Here is a 16,772-nt window from a genome sequence, read left to right on the forward strand (position 1 = left end):
AATAAGAATGAATCGGATATAATAAGGTAGATATGGCGGAGGAATCGAGTTATTCCCATTCCCGCACTCTGCCTGGCGGGAATGGGATAACGATATTTATTCGCTAAGGAATAGTTCGAGAAGAGAATTTAAAAACAGCTTTCCATGCTCGGTGATCTGCCAGTTCTGCTCGTCTTCCTGCAGATAGCCCTGAGCTATCGCCGCGTCCAGCTGCGGACGGATCGCCGCTTCATCAAGACCGGTATAACGGCGGAATTCCGCGCGCGGCGCGGCCTCCAGCAGGCGAAAACGGTTCATAAAGAACTCAAACGGTTTATCCGCCTCTTCCACATCATGCTGACGTTCGAGGTAGCGGCCTTCCATATAGCCGCGCGGGTGGCGGGTTTTGGCGGTACGCAGAATGCGCCCGTCCGGGAAGGTTATCTTGCCGTGCGCACCGCAGCCGATGCCAAGGTAGTCGCCAAAGCGCCAGTAGTTGAGATTATGCTGACACTGATAGCCCGGTTTGGCGTAAGCGGAAGTCTCGTACTGCTGGTAGCCGGCGGCGCTCAGCAGCTGATGCCCCTGCTCGAAAATATCCCATAGCGCGTCGTCATCCGGCAGCACCGGCGGCCGGGAGCCGAACAAGGTGTTCGGCTCAATGGTCAGCTGGTACCACGAGAGATGCGGCGGGTTGAGAGCAATGGCCTGACGCAGATCGTCCAGCGCCTCCTCCAGAGACTGGTCCGGCAAACCGTGCATCAGGTCGAGATTGAAACTGCGCAGGCCCAGGCCGCTGGCGAGGCGTGCCGCGCGTTTGGCCTCTTCCGGGCCGTGGATCCGCCCCAGCCGCTGCAGCTTCGGTTCGCTAAAGCTTTGTACGCCGATGGAGATGCGATTCACCCCGGCGCGCTGGTAATCAACGAAGCGATCGGCCTCCACGGTGCCCGGGTTGGCTTCCATGGTGATTTCCGCCCCGGCGGCCAGCGGCAGGCAGGCGCGGACGCCATCGAGCAGGGTTTGCATGGCCGGGCCGGACAGCAGGCTCGGCGTACCGCCGCCGATAAAAATGGTGCCTATTTCCCGTCCCTGGGCATACTGCGCATCGGCCCGCAGATCGTTCAGCAGATGCTGGACGTAGTCATCGTGCGGCACTTCGCCTTTCAGCGCATGCGAATTAAAGTCGCAGTACGGGCATTTCTGCACGCACCATGGAATATGGATATAGAGACTCAGCGGCGGCAAATTAGCCATTACGTAATGCTTCCAGTAACAGTTTCAGCGCCTGCCCGCGATGGGAAATAGCGCTCTTTTCTTCACGGCTCAGTTCGGCCGCGGTTTTTCCTTCTGACGGGACGAAGAAGATCGGGTCGTAGCCGAAACCGCCCTGACCCGCGGCTTTCCGGGCGATCACCCCAGGCCAGCTGCCGTGGCACACCAGCGGCGTGGGATCCTCGGCATGGCGCAGATAGACCAGTACGCAGTGGAATTGCGCCTGGCGCTGGTCGTCCGGCACGTCCTGCAGGGCATCGAGCAGTTTCTCAAGGTTCTGCTGGTCGCTGGCGTCGACGCCGGCATAGCGGGCGGAGTAGATGCCCGGCGCGCCGCCCAGGGCATCGACGGCCAGACCGGAATCGTCGGCGATAGCCGGCAGGCCGGTGATCTGCGCCGCATGACGCGCCTTCAGAATCGCGTTTTCAATGAAGGTCAGGCCGGTCTCTTCCGCAGACTCGACGCCCAGCTCGGTCTGAGCGACGATATCGAGACCAAAATCTTCCAGCAGCGAGGCCAGTTCGCGCACTTTACCGGCGTTGCCGGTAGCGAGGACGACTTTTTGCATGATGAATCCTGTTTATTCAGTTAGCGCCGCGACCGCAGTCGGGATCTGTTGTGGGGCGATGATTTTAACTTGCTTATGGCGGCCCAGCTCGCCTTTTTCAATCAGTACCTGGCTTTTGGCGACGCGGAACTGTTTGGCGAGAAATTTCACCAGATGGGCATTGGCCTGGCCATCAACGGGCGGGGCGGTAATGGCGACTTTGAGCTCGTCGCCATGCACGCCCACGATGCTGTCGCGGCTGGCCTTCGGCTGAATATACAGCCTCAGCACCAGCCCGTCAGCGCAGCTTTCAACGGCACTCATAGCGCCATCCACAGCCCCGGCAGCAGTACGTTACCGGTGGCCTGCAGCACCTCGGCGATACCCATATTGATCACGTACAGCAGCAGCACCAGCACCATCGGCGAGAAATCGATACCGCCCATCGACGGCAGCAGGTTGCGGATAGGGCGCAGCAGCGGGTCCGCCAGCTGCATCAGCACATACTCCACCGGGCTGCGTCCCTGGCTGACCCAGCTCATGATCGCCATCAGCAGGAGCACCCAGAAGATCAGCGAGCCGATGGTTTTCAGCAGAATAAGCAGAGCGGAGATCCAGATGATCGGCTGGAAGGTGATCACCATAAACAGTACGATCGCTTTGATGACGCAGAGGATGAATGCCACCAGCAGCGAGGCGCTGTCAATCGGCCCCATTGCCGGGATAATCCGGCGCAGCGGCCCGACAATCGGCTGCGTGGCCTTTACCACAAACTGCGAAAACGGGTTGTAAAAGTCGCAGCGCGCCCACTGCATCCATACGCGTAACAACACGACCATCGTGTAAAGCTCAATGACCGTTGAAAGCAGGAAAGTCAACGTCTTCATGGCGTTCCTCAGATTCCTTATTATTTGCTGTAGTCGCGCGCACCAAAAATGGCCGTGCCGATGCGCACCATTGTGCTTCCCGCCGCGATAGCGGCTTCCATATCGTCCGACATTCCCAGAGACAACGTATCGACCGTGGGGTACCGCGTTTTTAACCGCGCAAATGCTACCGCCATTTGCTGGGCGACGGCAAACTGCCTTACATATTCTGACTCAGGCGCGGGGATCGCCATCAGGCCGCGCAGCTCCAGATGAGGTAACTCAGCGATCTCCGCCGCTAAAGCATCGAGCGCTTCCAGCGGGATGCCGGATTTACTCTGCTCATCGCTAATGTTGATTTGAATCAGTACCTTCAGCGGCGGCAAATGCGCCGGGCGCTGCTCGTTCAGGCGGGTGGCGATTTTCAACCGATCGACGGTGTGGCACCAGTCAAAATGTTCGGCCACCAGCCGGCTTTTGTTGGACTGAAGGGGGCCAATAAAGTGCCACTGCAGACCGCTGACGCCTGCCTGCTGGAAATGGTTGATCTTCTCCACGCCCTCCTGGACGTAGTTTTCACCAAATGCCCGCTGGCCTGCCGCGATGGCTTCTTCGATCGCGCTCGCAGGTTTCGTTTTACTCACTGCAAGCAATGTCACTTCTTCTGGCGCACGCCCGCAACGGGCGGCGGCACCGGAGATTTTGTCCCGGACCTGTGCCAGGTTATGCGCAATATCGTTCATATTCCGAGGATGAGTTATGAAGCTGGAAGAAATCGTAGCCCTTAGTGTAAAGCATAATGTCTCCGATCTACACCTGTGCAATTCCGCCGCACCGCGCTGGCGGCGGCAGGGCAAGCTGGAGTCCGCTCCCTTTCCCGCGCCGGATATCGCGGATTTACTCAACGACTGGCTCGATGCCGCACAGTTCCAGCACTGGCAGGAGCACGGCCAGATTGACTTTGCGCTGACTCTGGCCTGCGGTTCGCGGCTACGCGCCAGCGCTTTCGCCCATACGCGCGGAATATCGCTGGTGCTGCGCCTGCTGCCCGTCCAGTGCCCGCGTCTGGAGACGCTGGGCGCGCCGCCTGCGCTAAGCGAACTACTGGCGGAAGAGAGTGGCTTGCTGCTGGTCACCGGGGCGACGGGCAGCGGCAAGTCGACTACCCTGGCGGCGATGGTCGGGCATCTCAACCAGCATCTTGATGGCCATATTCTGACGCTGGAGGATCCGGTGGAGTTTATTCATCACAGCGAGCGCTGCCTGATCCAGCAGCGGGAGATTGGCCGTCACTGTCCTTCGTTCTCCGCGGCGCTTCGGGTGGCGCTGCGCCAGGATCCGGATGTGATCCTGCTTGGGGAATTACGCGACAGCGAAACCATCCGCCTGGCGTTGACGGCTGCGGAAACCGGGCATCTTGTGATGGCGACATTACACACCCGCGGCGCGGCGCCGGCGGTGGAGAGATTGATCGATGTCTTTCCGGCAGAGGAGAAAGATCAGGTTCGTAGTCAGCTGGCCGGAAGCCTGTGCGCGGTGCTGGCGCAAAAATTATTACCCGCACGTCAGGGCGGCAGAGTTGCGCTATACGAGCTTCTGGTCAATACGCCGGCGGTGGCGAATTTGATCCGCGAAGGAAAAGTGCACCAGTTGCCCGGTGTTATGCAGACCGGGATGCAGGCCGGAATGCTGACATTTACCCAGAGTTTTCAGCAACGTGTGGCCGCAGGCCAGCTGTAAGGGGGGCGTGAAGCGGGTTGGGTGGTTAAAATGATGTGTTAACTGAATGTTTAAATGCTGTTTCTGGAAATTATTTGATAATACAAATAATCTTTCTGAATAAATTCAAATAAGACATTCAGCTGAGATATTTCGACAGTGAATACGCATTTCCAGGAAAAAAGTTTGATTACCTTTTGACAGCTTTGCGGTATTCGATTTATGCTGTTTACGGGAATAGGATGATTCTCATGGAATAACGTTTCAATTTGTAAATTGCTAAGGCTATTTATAAATTCATGACTGATTGTATATTTTTTTATTCATTTAACCACCATGACGGTGGATAGCAGCTAAGGAGAGTTTTAAGTGATTAATTTAAATGGAAATTCATCATCTTCTCGTCAGGTTACATTTATTACCCACCCGTCAATCCAGAGTAAAGCCTTTGCCAGCTATCTCAGCGAAACCCTGATGGCACCGGTAGTTTTACAAAATATTAATAAACCGCTGGCGCAGCGACTGGCGAAAGACTCTGTAATATTATTTGATATCGCCGTTTCAAATAAGAAATTAAACGGGGTGTGGCGAGATATTATTCGGCTGCAGTCAGATAATCCCCGCTTGCTGATTATCAACAGCGCGCAAAAGTATGAGTTATACGAAATGGCGCAGTGGCCGGCTTTATATGGCGTGTTCCGTCATGACGATGATGAATCGCGCTTAATTGAGGGCGTCAAGGCCGTGCTGAACGGCGAACAGACGGCTGAATTGAGCGTGATGCACCCGGCGATGTACGCTGCGGACCATACATCGGCGCCGGTTGAAAACTCGCCGCTGACCGAACGAGAATGCGAGATCCTCAACGAACTGCGCTGCGGCGCGACCAACCTGGATATTGCCCGCGCGCTGTTTATCAGCGAGAACACGGTGCGGACGCACCTGTATAACGTGTTCCGTAAGCTGAGCGTTAAGAATCGCACCCAGGCGGTGAGCTGGGCTAACGAACATCTGCGCCACTAGGCGGGAGGATCTGCGCCGTTAGCGGTTCGCCGGCGGCGCAGAAGACAGAGCTTAAAAGCTCTGCTCGAAGTAGCTTTCCAGAATGACCACCGCAGAGGCCGAATCGACGCTGCCTTTATTCAGCGCCCGATAGCCGCCGTGTTCGAACAGGCCCGCCCGGGCCTCAACCGTACTCAGACGTTCATCGTGGAGAAGGATCGCGACGCCAAAGCGGCCATGAATTTTGTTGGCGAAATTACGTGCGCGCGCCGTCAGCGGTTGCTCGGTGCCGTCCATATTCAGCGGCAGGCCGACGATTACCGCCTCAGGCTGCCACTCCTTAAGCAGTTTTTCGATGATATTCCAGTCCGGTTTACCGTCCTGCGCCTTCAGCGCCGGCAATGGCCGGGCGGTGGCGGTGATGCGTTGCCCCACCGCCACACCGATGCTTTTCGTCCCGAAATCAAAGCCGAGAAAGGTTCCGCTCATCATGCATGCCCCGCGACGCCTGGCATCGTCACGATGTCGATGCCAATCAGTTTAGCCGCCTCGCGCCAGCGATCGGCGATGGGCGTACGGAAAAGAATATTTTGGTCCGCCGGGGCGGTGAGCCAGGCATTATCTAAAATCTCCTGCTCCAGCTGCCCTTTCTCCCACGAGGAGTAGCCCAGCGCAACCAGCACGTTGCCCGGCTGCCGGTCGGTGCCTAAGGTTTCGAGGACATCCCGCGAGGTGGTGATCACCGTGTTATCCGAGATACGGATGCTTGAGGAAAAGTCAGAGGGCGGGGTATGTAAAATAAAGCCTCGGTCTTCCGCCAGCGGGCCGCCCAGCATCACCGGTTTATCCAGGCGGATCTCCGGATTACGCGGCTCCGGGACAATTTTGAGCTTCTCAAGGATCCCTTCCACCTGCAGATTTTCCAGCGGCTTATTGATAATAATGCCCATGGCACCCTCGTCGTTATACTCGCAGATATAGACCACGGAGCGGCGGAAAATGGGGTCCTGAAGCGCAGGCATGGCAATCAGAAAGTGATGCTGTAAATTCATTGTCAGAGGTTCTGTTCCTGGTTCAAAAAGCAACACCCAGTATGCGGGCAAAGTAGAATGGTGTCGATGCACTTTATCTGGCAGGCGCCTGAGCGGCGCCTGGCTGGAAGGGTTTCACCAGCGCGGCGATCCGCGCTCGCTGTGCCCTGAGCGGACGTTCGTCCGCCGTAGTGCTTATCGGGCGAGACGTCTTTCGATAGCGTCCATCAGCATGCCGGTGATCGAAATATCCGGGAAGGCGGCTTCGATCTCACGTACGCAGGTGGGGCTGGTGACGTTAATTTCCGTCAGACGGTCGCCGATGATATCCAGGCCGACGAAGATAAGACCTTTGGCCTTCAGCGTCGGGCCGACGCGGCGGGCGATGTCCCAGTCGCTTTCGGTTAGCGGGCGGGCTTCGCCGCGGCCGCCGGCGGCCAGATTGCCGCGGGTCTCGCCGCCCTGCGGAATGCGCGCCAGGCAGTAAGGCACCGGCTCGCCATCCACCACCAGCACGCGCTTGTCGCCATCTTTAATGGCTGGCAGATAGTTCTGCGCCATGCAGTAGCGGCTGCCCAGCTCGGTCAGCGTCTCGGCGATCACCCCAAGGTTCGGATCGCCGGCTTTGACGCGGAAAATAGAGGCGCCGCCCATGCCGTCGAGCGGCTTCATGATGATATCGCCGTGCTTTTCCCAGAAGGCTTTCAGCTGGGCTTTATTACGGGTGACCAGCGTTTCCGGGGTCAGCTCTGAGAACCAGGCGGTGAACAGCTTCTCGTTACAGTCGCGCAGGCTCTGCGGCTTGTTGACGATAAGCGTGCCTTTCTCTTCCGCTCGCTCCAGAATATAGGTCGCATAAATAAATTCGGTATCAAACGGCGGATCCTTACGCATCAGAATGACGTCAAGATCCGCCAGCGGCAGGTCCTGTTCGCCGGTGAAGTCATACCATTTGTCGTAGTTCTGTTCGACGCTCAGCGTGCGCGTCCGGGCGCGGGCTTCGCCGTTGATCAAATAGAGGTCGTTCATCTCCATGTAATGGAGTTCATAGCCGCGACGCTGCGCCTCCAGCAACATAGCGAAGCTGGTGTCTTTCTTGATGTTGATGGTTGCGATGGGATCCATCACGATGCCGAGCTTGATCATGGTTCTTCTCCGTTAACGCCTCAACCTAAGTCGCCAAAACGCACCTGCAGGGCGGTGATGGCGGTGAGCGCAGTAGTCTCTGTACGCAGAACGCGCGGTCCCAACAGGATATCAGTAAACTGGTATTTCGCGGTCATCGCTATCTCTTCAGCCGACAGCCCGCCTTCCGGGCCAATCAGCAGCCGGACGCGTTCAACCGGCAGCGGCAGCGTGTTAATGCTGGCGCTGGCGCGCGGGTGCAGGTTGAGCTTCAGCCCGCTGTCCTGCTCGGCGCACCACTCCTCCAGCTGCATCGCCGGACGAATTTCCGGTACCACGTTACGACCGCTCTGTTCGCAGGCGGCAATAGCGATTTTCTGCCACTGCTGGATCTTTTTCTGCAAACGTTCAGCGTCCAGTTTAACGCCGCAGCGCTCGGAAAACAGTGGCGTTATGAGGCTTACCCCGAGTTCGATCGATTTCTGGATGGTGAATTCCATTTTTTCGCCGCGGGACATCACCTGGCCTAAATGGATATGCAGCGGCGATTCCCGATCGTCGGGTTCGCCACTGAGGACTTCAACCGCGACGTTTTTCTTACCGGCCTCGGTGATGACGGCGTCAAACACCTGGTTATTGCCGTCGAAGAGCTGAAGGTGCTGACCAGCGGTCATGCGCAGGACGCGGCCGACGTGGTTGGCCGCGTCATCGCTCAACGCGATCAGGCTGCCGACAATGAGGCGTTCTGGATGATGGATGCGAGGAATGCGCATGCTTGATATTCCGTTCTTTGCGCAGATGCCAGCTTCCCGCCATTGGGCGGGAAGCACAGGGCTGCAAATTAACAATTGCCGCTAGTGTAGGTTAGCTCTTTTGCGCCTGGCAAGCCTGCAGGACATACGGATTATGGTTGCCCTGTACTTTCGCGATGCGTTCATCGCGTTCACACTCCCAGGCGGTGACCGGGTACTGTTTATTCCAGGCGGTAAACAGCTGAGTTTGCTGGCGGGAAAGATTCAGCTGGTAGCGGTCGCGCATATAGAAGTAGGTGCGGGCGATGGCGCCGCGTGCGCGGGCAGGGGGCTCGGCGATTTTATCTTTAAAATCGACCTTCATGGTGCACTGGCCGTACTGGCCTTCACCGCCGTTCCACTGGCTGTACATAAAGTTGCCGCGATCGCCATTCACTTCTCCCACCGCCGGCTGCAGATTGTGCATGTCGCTTTCCATCTTGCGGTACTCCGGATCTTTGGCGCAGTTTTTACGTCCACCATCCTGCCAGCACTGGCGCTGATGGCCGAACTGCCACGCCGGCACCACGTGTTCCCACTCAACCCGGCTGGCGCGGTTCTCATTTTTACGCACTTTATAGCCGCAAGATTCCAGATCGATAACGCCTTTTTTACCCTGCCAGTCAATTTTACAGCCGCAGTAAAAGTCGCCGGGAACGTCGGCGTTTACTTTGACGCCAGCGGCCTTGGCCTGGGAAAAGCTGGTAATTTCGGCGGCCGCAAGCGGGCCACTCACTGCCGTGCACAATACTGCAACGGCTAAAACATGCATACGGGACATCGTTCACTCCGTGTCAAAACGAGCCCGCAACGTAGCGAATGAGGGTGCCGGATGCAATCAGTCAGATCAGAAAGTTTCTAATTAATTCCAATGGTTATTTTTCAGCCACCAGCAGATCGCCGCAGCGCACGCAGCGGTAAGTGGCTTCGCCGCGCACCACCCGGTTATGGCGACGAACGGTGAGCTGATGCTGCTGGCAGCGGCAGCGGTAGGGGAAGGTATTCTGGCGGACCGAATCAAGTTCAAAACGGTGGGTGCGACGCGCGGGAACGCCCAGGACGCTCTCCATCATCCATTTCCACTCTTTGCCGTGCGGGGCTACCCGGCCAAAGTGTTGCCACACCAGCAGGTGCGCCAGCTCATGGGGCACCACTTCATCGATAAACTCCTGCTGATTCTCCAGCAGCAGCACCGGGTTTAAACGAATTTCGTTTTTCTCCAGCCAGGCGGTGCCGGCGGAGGTACCGCGCTGCTGGTAGACCAGCGTCGGCTCCGCGTAGCGGCGTTCCAGCTTGAGGTTCGCTTTGGCGAGATGCTCCCGCAGGCTGCGCATCACGGCCTGCTGAATAGCGATGGGAATACGGGGTGTTTTCATAGCGCCAGAGGATAGTGCGGCGGAGGGGGGAGAGCAAGAGGAAGCTTCCTCCCGTGAGGGGAGGAAGCTCAGGCGGGTTAATCGCGGGCGCCGATCTCGCGCAGCGGACGACCCTGCATCAGGTTGCGTTCGATATGTTCCAGCGAGACGTTTTTGGTTTCCGGGATCAGCCACAGCGTCAGCAGGATAAACAGCACGTTCAGACCGCCGTACACCCAGAAGGTGTTGGCGCTGCCCAGCGAATTGAGCATGGTCAGGAAGGTGGCCCCGACAATCATGTTGGCAATCCAGTTGGTCGCCGTGGAGCAGGTGATACCGAAGTCGCGGCCTTTCAGCGGCTGGATTTCGGAACACAGTACCCAAATCAGCGGGCCGGCGCTCATGGCGAAACCGACGATAAACATCAGCAGCATCAGGACGGCGATGTACTGGGCGGTTGAGGAGTGAATGCCGATGTGCATCATGCTGCCCAGCACGCCCATCCCCGCGGCCATGACGATAAAGCCAAGGATCAGCGTCGGTTTACGGCCCCAGCGGTCGACCAGACCGATGGCGATAAAGGTAGCCAGCACGTTAGTCAGGCCGACGATCACCGTCCCCCACATCTGCTCGGTGGTGTTGGCATAGCCCGCCAGCTCAAAGATCTTCGGCGCGTAGTACATGATGACGTTCATCCCGGTGAACTGCTGCATCACCTGCAGCAGAATGCCGAGGAACACCGCGCGGCGGAAGTTGCTGTTGTCTTTAAACAGCGACCAGCCGGACTGTTTTACCTTCAGGCTTTCGCGGATCTCGTCGAGCTCGCGTTTCGCTTCGGCGCTGGTATCGCGCAGGCGCAGCAGCACGCGCTCGGCATCGACAAAGCGACGTTTAGCGGCGAACCAGCGCGGGCTGTCCGGCAGGAAGATAACGCCGATCAGCAGCAATACCGCCGGAATAATGATTACGCCGAGCATCCAGCGCCATGCGCCGCTGTAGCTGAAAGCGGTGTCGGAGAGGTAGGCGCCAAGAATACCGATGGTGATCATCAGCTGGTACATGGAAATCATACTGCCGCGAATTTTCTCCGGAGCGATTTCCGACAGATACAGCGGCGCGGTGTAGGAGGCGACGCCCACCGCCAGGCCCAGCAGCACGCGGGAAACCAGCAGGATCTCGACGTTTGGCGCGGCGGCGGAGAACAGAGAGCCGGCGACGAAGAGGATGGCGCCGATCATCAGGCTCTTTTTACGGCCCAGTTTGAAGGAGAGCCAGCCGCTGCCGACCGCACCGACGGCGGCGCCGAACATCATGGAGCTGACCACCCACTCCTGAGTGTGGGCGGAAATCTGGAACTCATTGGCAATAAAGGGTAAGGCACCCGCAATAACACCGATATCAAGGCCGAACAGCAGGCCAGCCAGCGCGGCGAGGAAACAGACGAAGAACGTCATGGTCTTGTTTGAACGCCCTTGTTTTTTGTTGTCAGGCATAACGCCCTCCAGTTGAGTTATTGATTCTGTCGATGGTTAGCGTAGGACACTCGTCGGTAAAAAAACGTGATTATAGTCACGGCTGTGTAATCGTTTCCACAAAGGTAAAGAAACGTAATTCATTAAATGCTTTTTAAATCAGCAATATAAATAAGGATAGACGACAATTTTAAAAACGGTAATCAGAGTTAACCGAAACAATATGTAACATTGTGAAAAATGCGCGCATGAGAAGGCGCTTGCAGGCAGCAATCGACCATTGTCATGATGTAATCGCTTTCATTACATCGCCGCGGTTCGCTGAAGCAGGGCATGGGAGGGTGGGTAACGGACATAAAAAGGCCAGCGCGAGGCTGGCCTTGAAGAGTGGAAGCGGGGGAGATTATTTCAGACCAGCCGCTTCACGCAGCAGGGCCGCTTTGTCGGTTTTTTCCCATGGGAAATGTTCGCGACCAAAGTGACCGTAGGCAGCGGTTTCTTTGTAGATCGGGTGCAGCAGATCCAGCATCTGAATCAGGCCGTACGGACGCAGGTCGAAGAACTCGCGCACCAGCAGGGTCAGCTGTTCAGAAGGCACTTTTTCTGTACCAAAGGTTTCCACCATGATGGAAGTCGGCTCTGCAACGCCGATGGCGTAGGAAACCTGAATTTCGCAACGGTCAGCCAGGCCTGCGGCAACGATGTTTTTCGCCACATAGCGCGCCGCATAGGCTGCGGAACGGTCAACTTTAGATGGATCCTTACCGGAGAAGGCGCCGCCGCCGTGACGAGCCATGCCGCCGTAGGTATCGACGATGATCTTACGACCGGTCAGACCGCAGTCGCCCATCGGGCCGCCGATAACGAAACGGCCGGTTGGGTTGATGAAGAATTTAGTGGACGCGCTCAGCCATTCGGTTGGCAGAATCGGTTTGATGATCTCTTCCATCACCGCTTCCTGCAGCGATTTCTGGTCGATATCTTCCGCGTGCTGCGTGGACAGCACCACCGCGTCGATGCCGACGATTTTGCCGTCGTCATACTGGAAGGTCACCTGGCTTTTCGCATCCGGACGCAGCCACGGCAGGGTGCCGTTTTTACGTACTTCAGCCTGGCGCTGCACCAGACGGTGAGCGTAGGTCACCGGCGCCGGCATCAGCACGTCGGTTTCGTTGGTGGCGTAGCCAAACATCAGCCCCTGGTCGCCTGCGCCCTGTTCCAGCGGATCGGCACGGTCAACGCCCTGGTTGATGTCCGGAGACTGTTTACCAATGGCGCTCAGTACGGCACACGAGTTGGCGTCAAAGCCCATATCGGAATGCACGTAGCCAATTTCGCGGACGGTGTTGCGGGTGATCTCTTCGATGTCAACCCATGCGCTGGTGGTGATTTCGCCGCCTACCAGCACCATGCCAGTTTTGACATAGGTTTCACATGCGACACGCGCTTTCGGATCCTGCTCAAGGATCGCATCCAGCACGGCATCGGAGATTTGGTCAGCAATTTTGTCAGGATGCCCTTCTGATACGGACTCAGACGTAAAAAGGTGTTTTGCCATATTTTATTTCACCTGTGGACGATTCGGATAGCTCATACTGTTGTGTAATGTGGCTTTGGTGGATAATCAGCGCAAAGCCGCGCAGGTAGCGACACGAGCAGTCTGAGTGTTAATCAGTATAGACGGATTAACTTCTGGACGGCTATTTTAGGTCAAATCTTAAGCCCATTTCCAGCCTTTTTTGATGGCGGTCGCATTTATCGGAAAACTCGCCTGGCAAATTTTCCTGACAACCGCGCAAACCTGCACATTTTTATTTTGCTTTTTACCCCGCTTCTCGGTATAAAACGCCGCGCGCGGCTCATTAAAAAAGCGCACGGGGATCTCCCCGTGGTGCCACTTCCAGCCGGGTTAAGCAGTCTGTATTTACAGAATCTCGCAACGGCATAGCGCCTGTTGCCCGGTATGTATAGCTTTGGCTTGTCGCCGACCCTGACCCAGGGCGGTGTGGAGGTGATACCAGATAATGAACCAACGTTTTTCGCTTGATTCGTCGCGTCGTTCTGTCGCGCGTCAGCACTCCGCAACCTGCATCTCTCTCATGCAAACCAGCCGATGTTCACCCCATCTCGGCGCTTCTCAGGATTCCAGGGCCGGTCGGTCGTCAGAAAACTGAACAAGGGCGCTCTTGCCTGGCAAGAGTTTTCTCGTGGTTTCTCCGGACTGTCATACTCTGTTCGGCTACGTGTTTTACGATGATATGAATAAGAAACCGGTCGCGCAGTCGCAAAACCAGCAGATAGTGCTGGGCTTTAGGACTGTTCATGGGTTGTTATCGCATCTTTGGACTGCGATAGTAGTTAACTGTCTTACACTTATTATTAAAAATTGAGGTTCGCTATGTCTGACGACATGTCTATGGTTTCGCCTTCGTCAGCAGGCGAACACGGTGTACTACGTTCCATGCAGGAGGTAGCGATGAGCTCCCAGGAAGCCAGCAAGATGCTGCGTACTTATAATATTGCCTGGTGGGGCAATAACTATTATGACGTCAACGAACTGGGCCACATCAGCGTTTGCCCGGATCCGGACGTCCCGGAAGCGCGCGTTGACCTCGCTGAATTAGTCAAAGCGCGCGAAGCGCAAGGGCAACGCTTGCCGGCGCTGTTCTGCTTCCCGCAGATCCTGCAGCACCGCCTGCGCTCAATCAACGCCGCATTCAAGCGCGCGCGCGAATCCTACGGCTATAACGGCGATTACTTCCTGGTCTACCCGATCAAGGTGAACCAGCATCGTCGCGTCATCGAATCGCTGATCCATTCTGGCGAGCCGCTGGGTCTGGAAGCCGGTTCGAAAGCGGAACTGATGGCCGTGCTGGCGCACGCCGGGATGACCCGCAGCGTCATCGTCTGTAACGGCTATAAAGACCGCGAATACATCCGCCTGGCGCTGGTGGGCGAGAAGATGGGCCACAAGGTCTATCTGGTCATCGAGAAGATGTCGGAGATCGCCATCGTGCTGGAAGAGGCCGAGCGCCTGAACGTGGTGCCACGCCTTGGCGTGCGCGCGCGTCTGGCCTCACAGGGGTCCGGTAAATGGCAGTCTTCCGGCGGCGAGAAGTCCAAGTTCGGCCTCGCGGCGACCCAGGTTCTGCAGCTGGTGGAGATCCTGCGTGCCGCAGGACACCTCGACAGCCTGCAGCTGCTGCACTTCCACCTCGGCTCGCAAATGGCAAACATTCGCGATATCGCCACCGGCGTGCGTGAATCGGCGCGTTTCTACGTCGAGTTGCATAAGCTGGGCGTCAATATCCAGTGCTTCGACGTCGGCGGCGGCCTGGGCGTGGATTATGAAGGCACCCGCTCGCAGTCTGACTGCTCGGTGAACTACGGCCTGAACGAATACGCTAACAATATCATCTGGGCCATCGGCGACGCCTGCGAAGAGAACGGCCTGCCGCACCCGACGGTGATCACCGAGTCCGGCCGCGCGGTGACCGCGCACCACACCGTGCTGGTTTCCAACATCATCGGCGTGGAGCGCAACGAATACACCGAGGCGACCCCGCCGGCGGAAGACGCCGCGCGCCCGCTGCAGAGCATGTGGGAAACCTGGCTGGAGATGCACGAAACCGGCAATCGCCGCTCGCTGCGCGAATGGCTGCACGACAGCCAGATGGACCTGCACGATATCCATATCGGCTACTCCTCCGGCACTTTCAACCTGCAGGAGCGCGCCTGGGCAGAACAGCTGTATCTGAACATGTGTCATGAAGTGCAGAAGCAACTCGACCCGAGCAACCGCGCCCATCGCCCGATTATTGATGAGCTGCAGGAGCGCATGGCGGATAAAATCTACGTCAACTTCTCGCTGTTCCAGTCGATGCCGGATGCGTGGGGGATCGATCAGCTGTTCCCGGTGATGCCGCTGGAAGGGCTTAACAAGTCGCCGGAGCGCCGCGCGGTGCTGCTGGACATCACCTGCGACTCTGATGGCGCCATCGATCACTACGTGGACGGCGACGGGATCGCCACCACCATGCCGATGCCGGAATATGACCCGGAGAACCCGCCGATGCTGGGCTTCTTTATGGTCGGCGCCTATCAGGAAATCCTTGGCAACATGCACAACCTGTTCGGCGATACCGAGGCGGTAGACGTGTTCGTCTTCCCTGACGGCAGCGTTGAGGTTGAGCTGTCCGACGAGGGCGATACCGTGGCGGATATGCTGCAGTACGTGCAGCTGGATCCAAATACGCTGCTGACCCAGTTCCGCGATCAGGTGAAAAACACCGGCCTCGACGACGCGCTGCAGCAGCAGTTCCTCGAAGAGTTCGAGGCGGGTCTGTACGGGTACACTTATCTGGAAGACGAGTAACCGCTGATGCCCGGTGGCGTTGCGCTTACCGGGCCTGCGTATGGCGGCCGCCTAAGGCGAAGCCGTCATCCGGCGGAAGGCGATACTCACTTGAACCCGTATGCATTACCGGCGATAATTCACGCCAATAAGCGATTTATCTATCAAACCCTTCCTCGTCGGGCCTAACGACGCGGAGGGGTTTTTTTTATACTTATTTTTTACGTTCCACGACTGTGAAAAGAGGTCATATCCATGAGCACTTTAGGTCATCAATACGATAACTCCCTGGTATCCAATGCCTTTGGCTTCCTGCGTCTGCCGATGAATTTCATGCCCTACGACAGCGATGCTGACTGGGTGATCACCGGCGTCCCGTTCGATATGGCCACCTCCGGGCGCGCGGGCGGCCGTCATGGCCCGGCGGCGATTCGTCAGGTTTCCACCAATCTCGCCTGGGAGCACAACCGTTTTCCGTGGAACTTCGACATGCGCGAACGCCTGAACGTGGTTGACTGCGGGGATCTGGTGTACGCCTTCGGCGACGCGCGCGAAATGAGCGAGAAGCTGCAGGCCCACGCCGAGAAGCTGCTGGCGGCCGGCAAGCGCATGCTCTCCTTTGGCGGCGATCACTTCGTTACGCTGCCGCTGCTGCGCGCCCACGCCAAGCACTTCGGTAAAATGGCGCTGGTGCACTTCGATGCCCACACCGACACTTACGCCAACGGCTGCGAGTTCGACCACGGCACTATGTTCTACACCGCGCCGAACGAAGGGCTTATCGATCCGAACCACTCCGTACAGATCGGTATTCGCACCGAATTCGATAAAGATAACGGTTTCACCGTGCTTGATGCGGGCCAGGTTAACGACCGCAGCGTCGATGACGTGATTGCCCAGGTGAAGCAGATCGTTGGCGATATGCCGGTGTACCTGACCTTTGATATCGACTGCCTGGATCCGGCGTTTGCGCCAGGAACCGGTACCCCGGTTATCGGTGGGCTCACCTCTGACCGCGCGATCAAGCTGGTGCGCGGTCTGAAGGATCTGAACATCGTCGGGATGGACGTGGTGGAGGTCGCCCCGGCCTACGATCAGTCCGAAATCACCGCCCTGGCGGCGGCGACCCTCGCGCTGGAGATGCTGTACATCCAGGCGGCGAAGAAGGGCGAATAACCCGAGGTCACCCCAACCCTCTCCCTTCCGGGGAGAGGGTACCGCACGGCACAGGGGGTTAATCAAGGCGCCGGACGGTTGCT

General features: G+C 57.4%; 19 protein-coding genes. 5 read left to right on the forward strand and 14 right to left on the reverse strand.

The genetic code is table 11. The features are described from left to right. Positions 1-96: 96 nt before the first annotated feature. The 5 genes from hemW to ABLX76_RS18510 are packed head-to-tail and all read right to left on the reverse strand — an operon-like array spanning position 97 to position 3,407. On the reverse strand, positions 97-1,233 hold the full coding sequence (gene hemW / locus ABLX76_RS18490) for a radical SAM family heme chaperone HemW (protein WP_023319135.1): 1,137 nt from the start codon (positions 1,231-1,233) through the stop codon (positions 97-99). Next, positions 1,226-1,819 (reverse strand): XTP/dITP diphosphatase, encoded by a 594-nt coding sequence (locus ABLX76_RS18495; protein WP_023290995.1) that lies wholly within the window; start codon positions 1,817-1,819, stop codon positions 1,226-1,228. Before ABLX76_RS18495 ends, hemW begins: the two co-directional genes overlap by 8 nt. A 12-nt stretch (positions 1,820-1,831) precedes the next feature. Then, positions 1,832-2,122, reverse strand: a complete 291-nt coding sequence (yggU, locus tag ABLX76_RS18500; protein WP_004205183.1) for a DUF167 family protein YggU — start codon at positions 2,120-2,122, stop codon at positions 1,832-1,834. Then, positions 2,119-2,685, reverse strand: coding sequence for a YggT family protein (locus ABLX76_RS18505; protein WP_002916613.1), 567 nt, complete (start codon positions 2,683-2,685; stop codon positions 2,119-2,121). Before ABLX76_RS18505 ends, yggU begins: the two co-directional genes overlap by 4 nt. Before the next feature lie 20 nt (positions 2,686-2,705). Continuing rightward, positions 2,706-3,407, reverse strand: coding sequence for a YggS family pyridoxal phosphate-dependent enzyme (locus ABLX76_RS18510; RefSeq protein WP_004205181.1), 702 nt, complete (start codon positions 3,405-3,407; stop codon positions 2,706-2,708). 16 nt (positions 3,408-3,423) lie between these two features. Here ABLX76_RS18510 and ABLX76_RS18515 point away from each other — a divergent pair, with 16 nt between their 5' ends. Together ABLX76_RS18515 and ABLX76_RS18520 are read left to right on the forward strand one after the other, a co-directional pair. Continuing rightward, positions 3,424-4,404 carry a type IV pilus twitching motility protein PilT gene (locus ABLX76_RS18515; protein ID WP_044524702.1) on the forward strand — a complete coding sequence of 327 codons (981 nt, stop codon included), beginning with the start codon at positions 3,424-3,426 and terminating at the stop codon, positions 4,402-4,404. 348 nt (positions 4,405-4,752) lie between these two features. After that, a complete protein-coding gene (locus tag ABLX76_RS18520; protein WP_032454048.1) occupies positions 4,753-5,406 on the forward strand; it encodes a LuxR C-terminal-related transcriptional regulator in 654 nt (217 codons plus the stop codon). Positions 5,407-5,457: 51 nt separating this feature from the next. On the opposite strand, the gene ruvX is transcribed toward ABLX76_RS18520, so the two are convergent. The 9 genes from ruvX to ABLX76_RS18565 all read right to left on the reverse strand — a co-directional run bounded on the left by ruvX (position 5,458) and on the right by ABLX76_RS18565 (position 13,035). Further along, complete coding sequence (gene ruvX / locus ABLX76_RS18525; RefSeq protein ID WP_004205178.1) at positions 5,458-5,874, reverse strand: Holliday junction resolvase RuvX; 417 nt, start codon at positions 5,872-5,874, stop codon at positions 5,458-5,460. Next, a complete protein-coding gene (locus tag ABLX76_RS18530; protein ID WP_002916603.1) occupies positions 5,874-6,437 on the reverse strand; it encodes a YqgE/AlgH family protein in 564 nt (187 codons plus the stop codon). The genes ruvX and ABLX76_RS18530 overlap by 1 nt, the downstream gene beginning before the upstream one ends. A 174-nt stretch (positions 6,438-6,611) precedes the next feature. Continuing rightward, the gene (gene gshB / locus ABLX76_RS18535) at positions 6,612-7,562 is read right to left on the reverse strand and encodes a glutathione synthase (RefSeq protein ID WP_004205176.1); all 951 of its coding nucleotides are present in this window, start codon (positions 7,560-7,562) and stop codon (positions 6,612-6,614) included. A 20-nt stretch (positions 7,563-7,582) separates the two neighbouring features. Then, complete coding sequence (gene rsmE / locus ABLX76_RS18540) at positions 7,583-8,314, reverse strand: 16S rRNA (uracil(1498)-N(3))-methyltransferase (RefSeq protein WP_086074961.1); 732 nt, start codon at positions 8,312-8,314, stop codon at positions 7,583-7,585. A 91-nt stretch (positions 8,315-8,405) separates the two neighbouring features. Then, positions 8,406-9,113, reverse strand: a complete 708-nt coding sequence (gene endA / locus ABLX76_RS18545) for a deoxyribonuclease I (protein WP_086074962.1) — start codon at positions 9,111-9,113, stop codon at positions 8,406-8,408. Positions 9,114-9,207: 94 nt separating this feature from the next. Then, positions 9,208-9,708: a SprT family zinc-dependent metalloprotease gene (locus ABLX76_RS18550; RefSeq protein WP_032428989.1), complete on the reverse strand. Its 501-nt coding sequence runs from the start codon at positions 9,706-9,708 to the stop codon at positions 9,208-9,210. A gap of 77 nt (positions 9,709-9,785) precedes the next feature. Then, the gene (locus ABLX76_RS18555) at positions 9,786-11,180 is read right to left on the reverse strand and encodes a sugar porter family MFS transporter (RefSeq protein ID WP_004205171.1); all 1,395 of its coding nucleotides are present in this window, start codon (positions 11,178-11,180) and stop codon (positions 9,786-9,788) included. Between the two features lie 382 nt (positions 11,181-11,562). Continuing rightward, the gene (gene metK / locus ABLX76_RS18560; protein WP_004205170.1) at positions 11,563-12,717 is read right to left on the reverse strand and encodes a methionine adenosyltransferase; all 1,155 of its coding nucleotides are present in this window, start codon (positions 12,715-12,717) and stop codon (positions 11,563-11,565) included. Positions 12,718-12,876: 159 nt separating this feature from the next. Beyond that, positions 12,877-13,035: a hypothetical protein gene (locus ABLX76_RS18565; protein ID WP_032428987.1), complete on the reverse strand. Its 159-nt coding sequence runs from the start codon at positions 13,033-13,035 to the stop codon at positions 12,877-12,879. Positions 13,036-13,417: 382 nt separating this feature from the next. Between ABLX76_RS18565 and yqgB the strand changes: the two genes are divergently transcribed. From yqgB to speB, 3 genes are all read left to right on the forward strand, one after another. Next, the gene (gene yqgB / locus ABLX76_RS18570; RefSeq protein WP_002916578.1) at positions 13,418-13,549 is read left to right on the forward strand and encodes an acid stress response protein YqgB; all 132 of its coding nucleotides are present in this window, start codon (positions 13,418-13,420) and stop codon (positions 13,547-13,549) included. Between the two features lie 8 nt (positions 13,550-13,557). Beyond that, positions 13,558-15,534, forward strand: coding sequence for a biosynthetic arginine decarboxylase (gene speA, locus ABLX76_RS18575; RefSeq protein WP_004205167.1), 1,977 nt, complete (start codon positions 13,558-13,560; stop codon positions 15,532-15,534). A gap of 234 nt (positions 15,535-15,768) precedes the next feature. Then, positions 15,769-16,689 carry an agmatinase gene (gene speB / locus ABLX76_RS18580; RefSeq protein WP_004205166.1) on the forward strand — a complete coding sequence of 307 codons (921 nt, stop codon included), beginning with the start codon at positions 15,769-15,771 and terminating at the stop codon, positions 16,687-16,689. Positions 16,690-16,772 lie beyond the last annotated feature (83 nt).

It is taken from the genome of Klebsiella sp. JB_Kp004 (assembly GCF_040065795.1).
GTDB classification, from domain to species: Bacteria; Pseudomonadota; Gammaproteobacteria; order Enterobacterales; family Enterobacteriaceae; genus Klebsiella; species Klebsiella quasipneumoniae.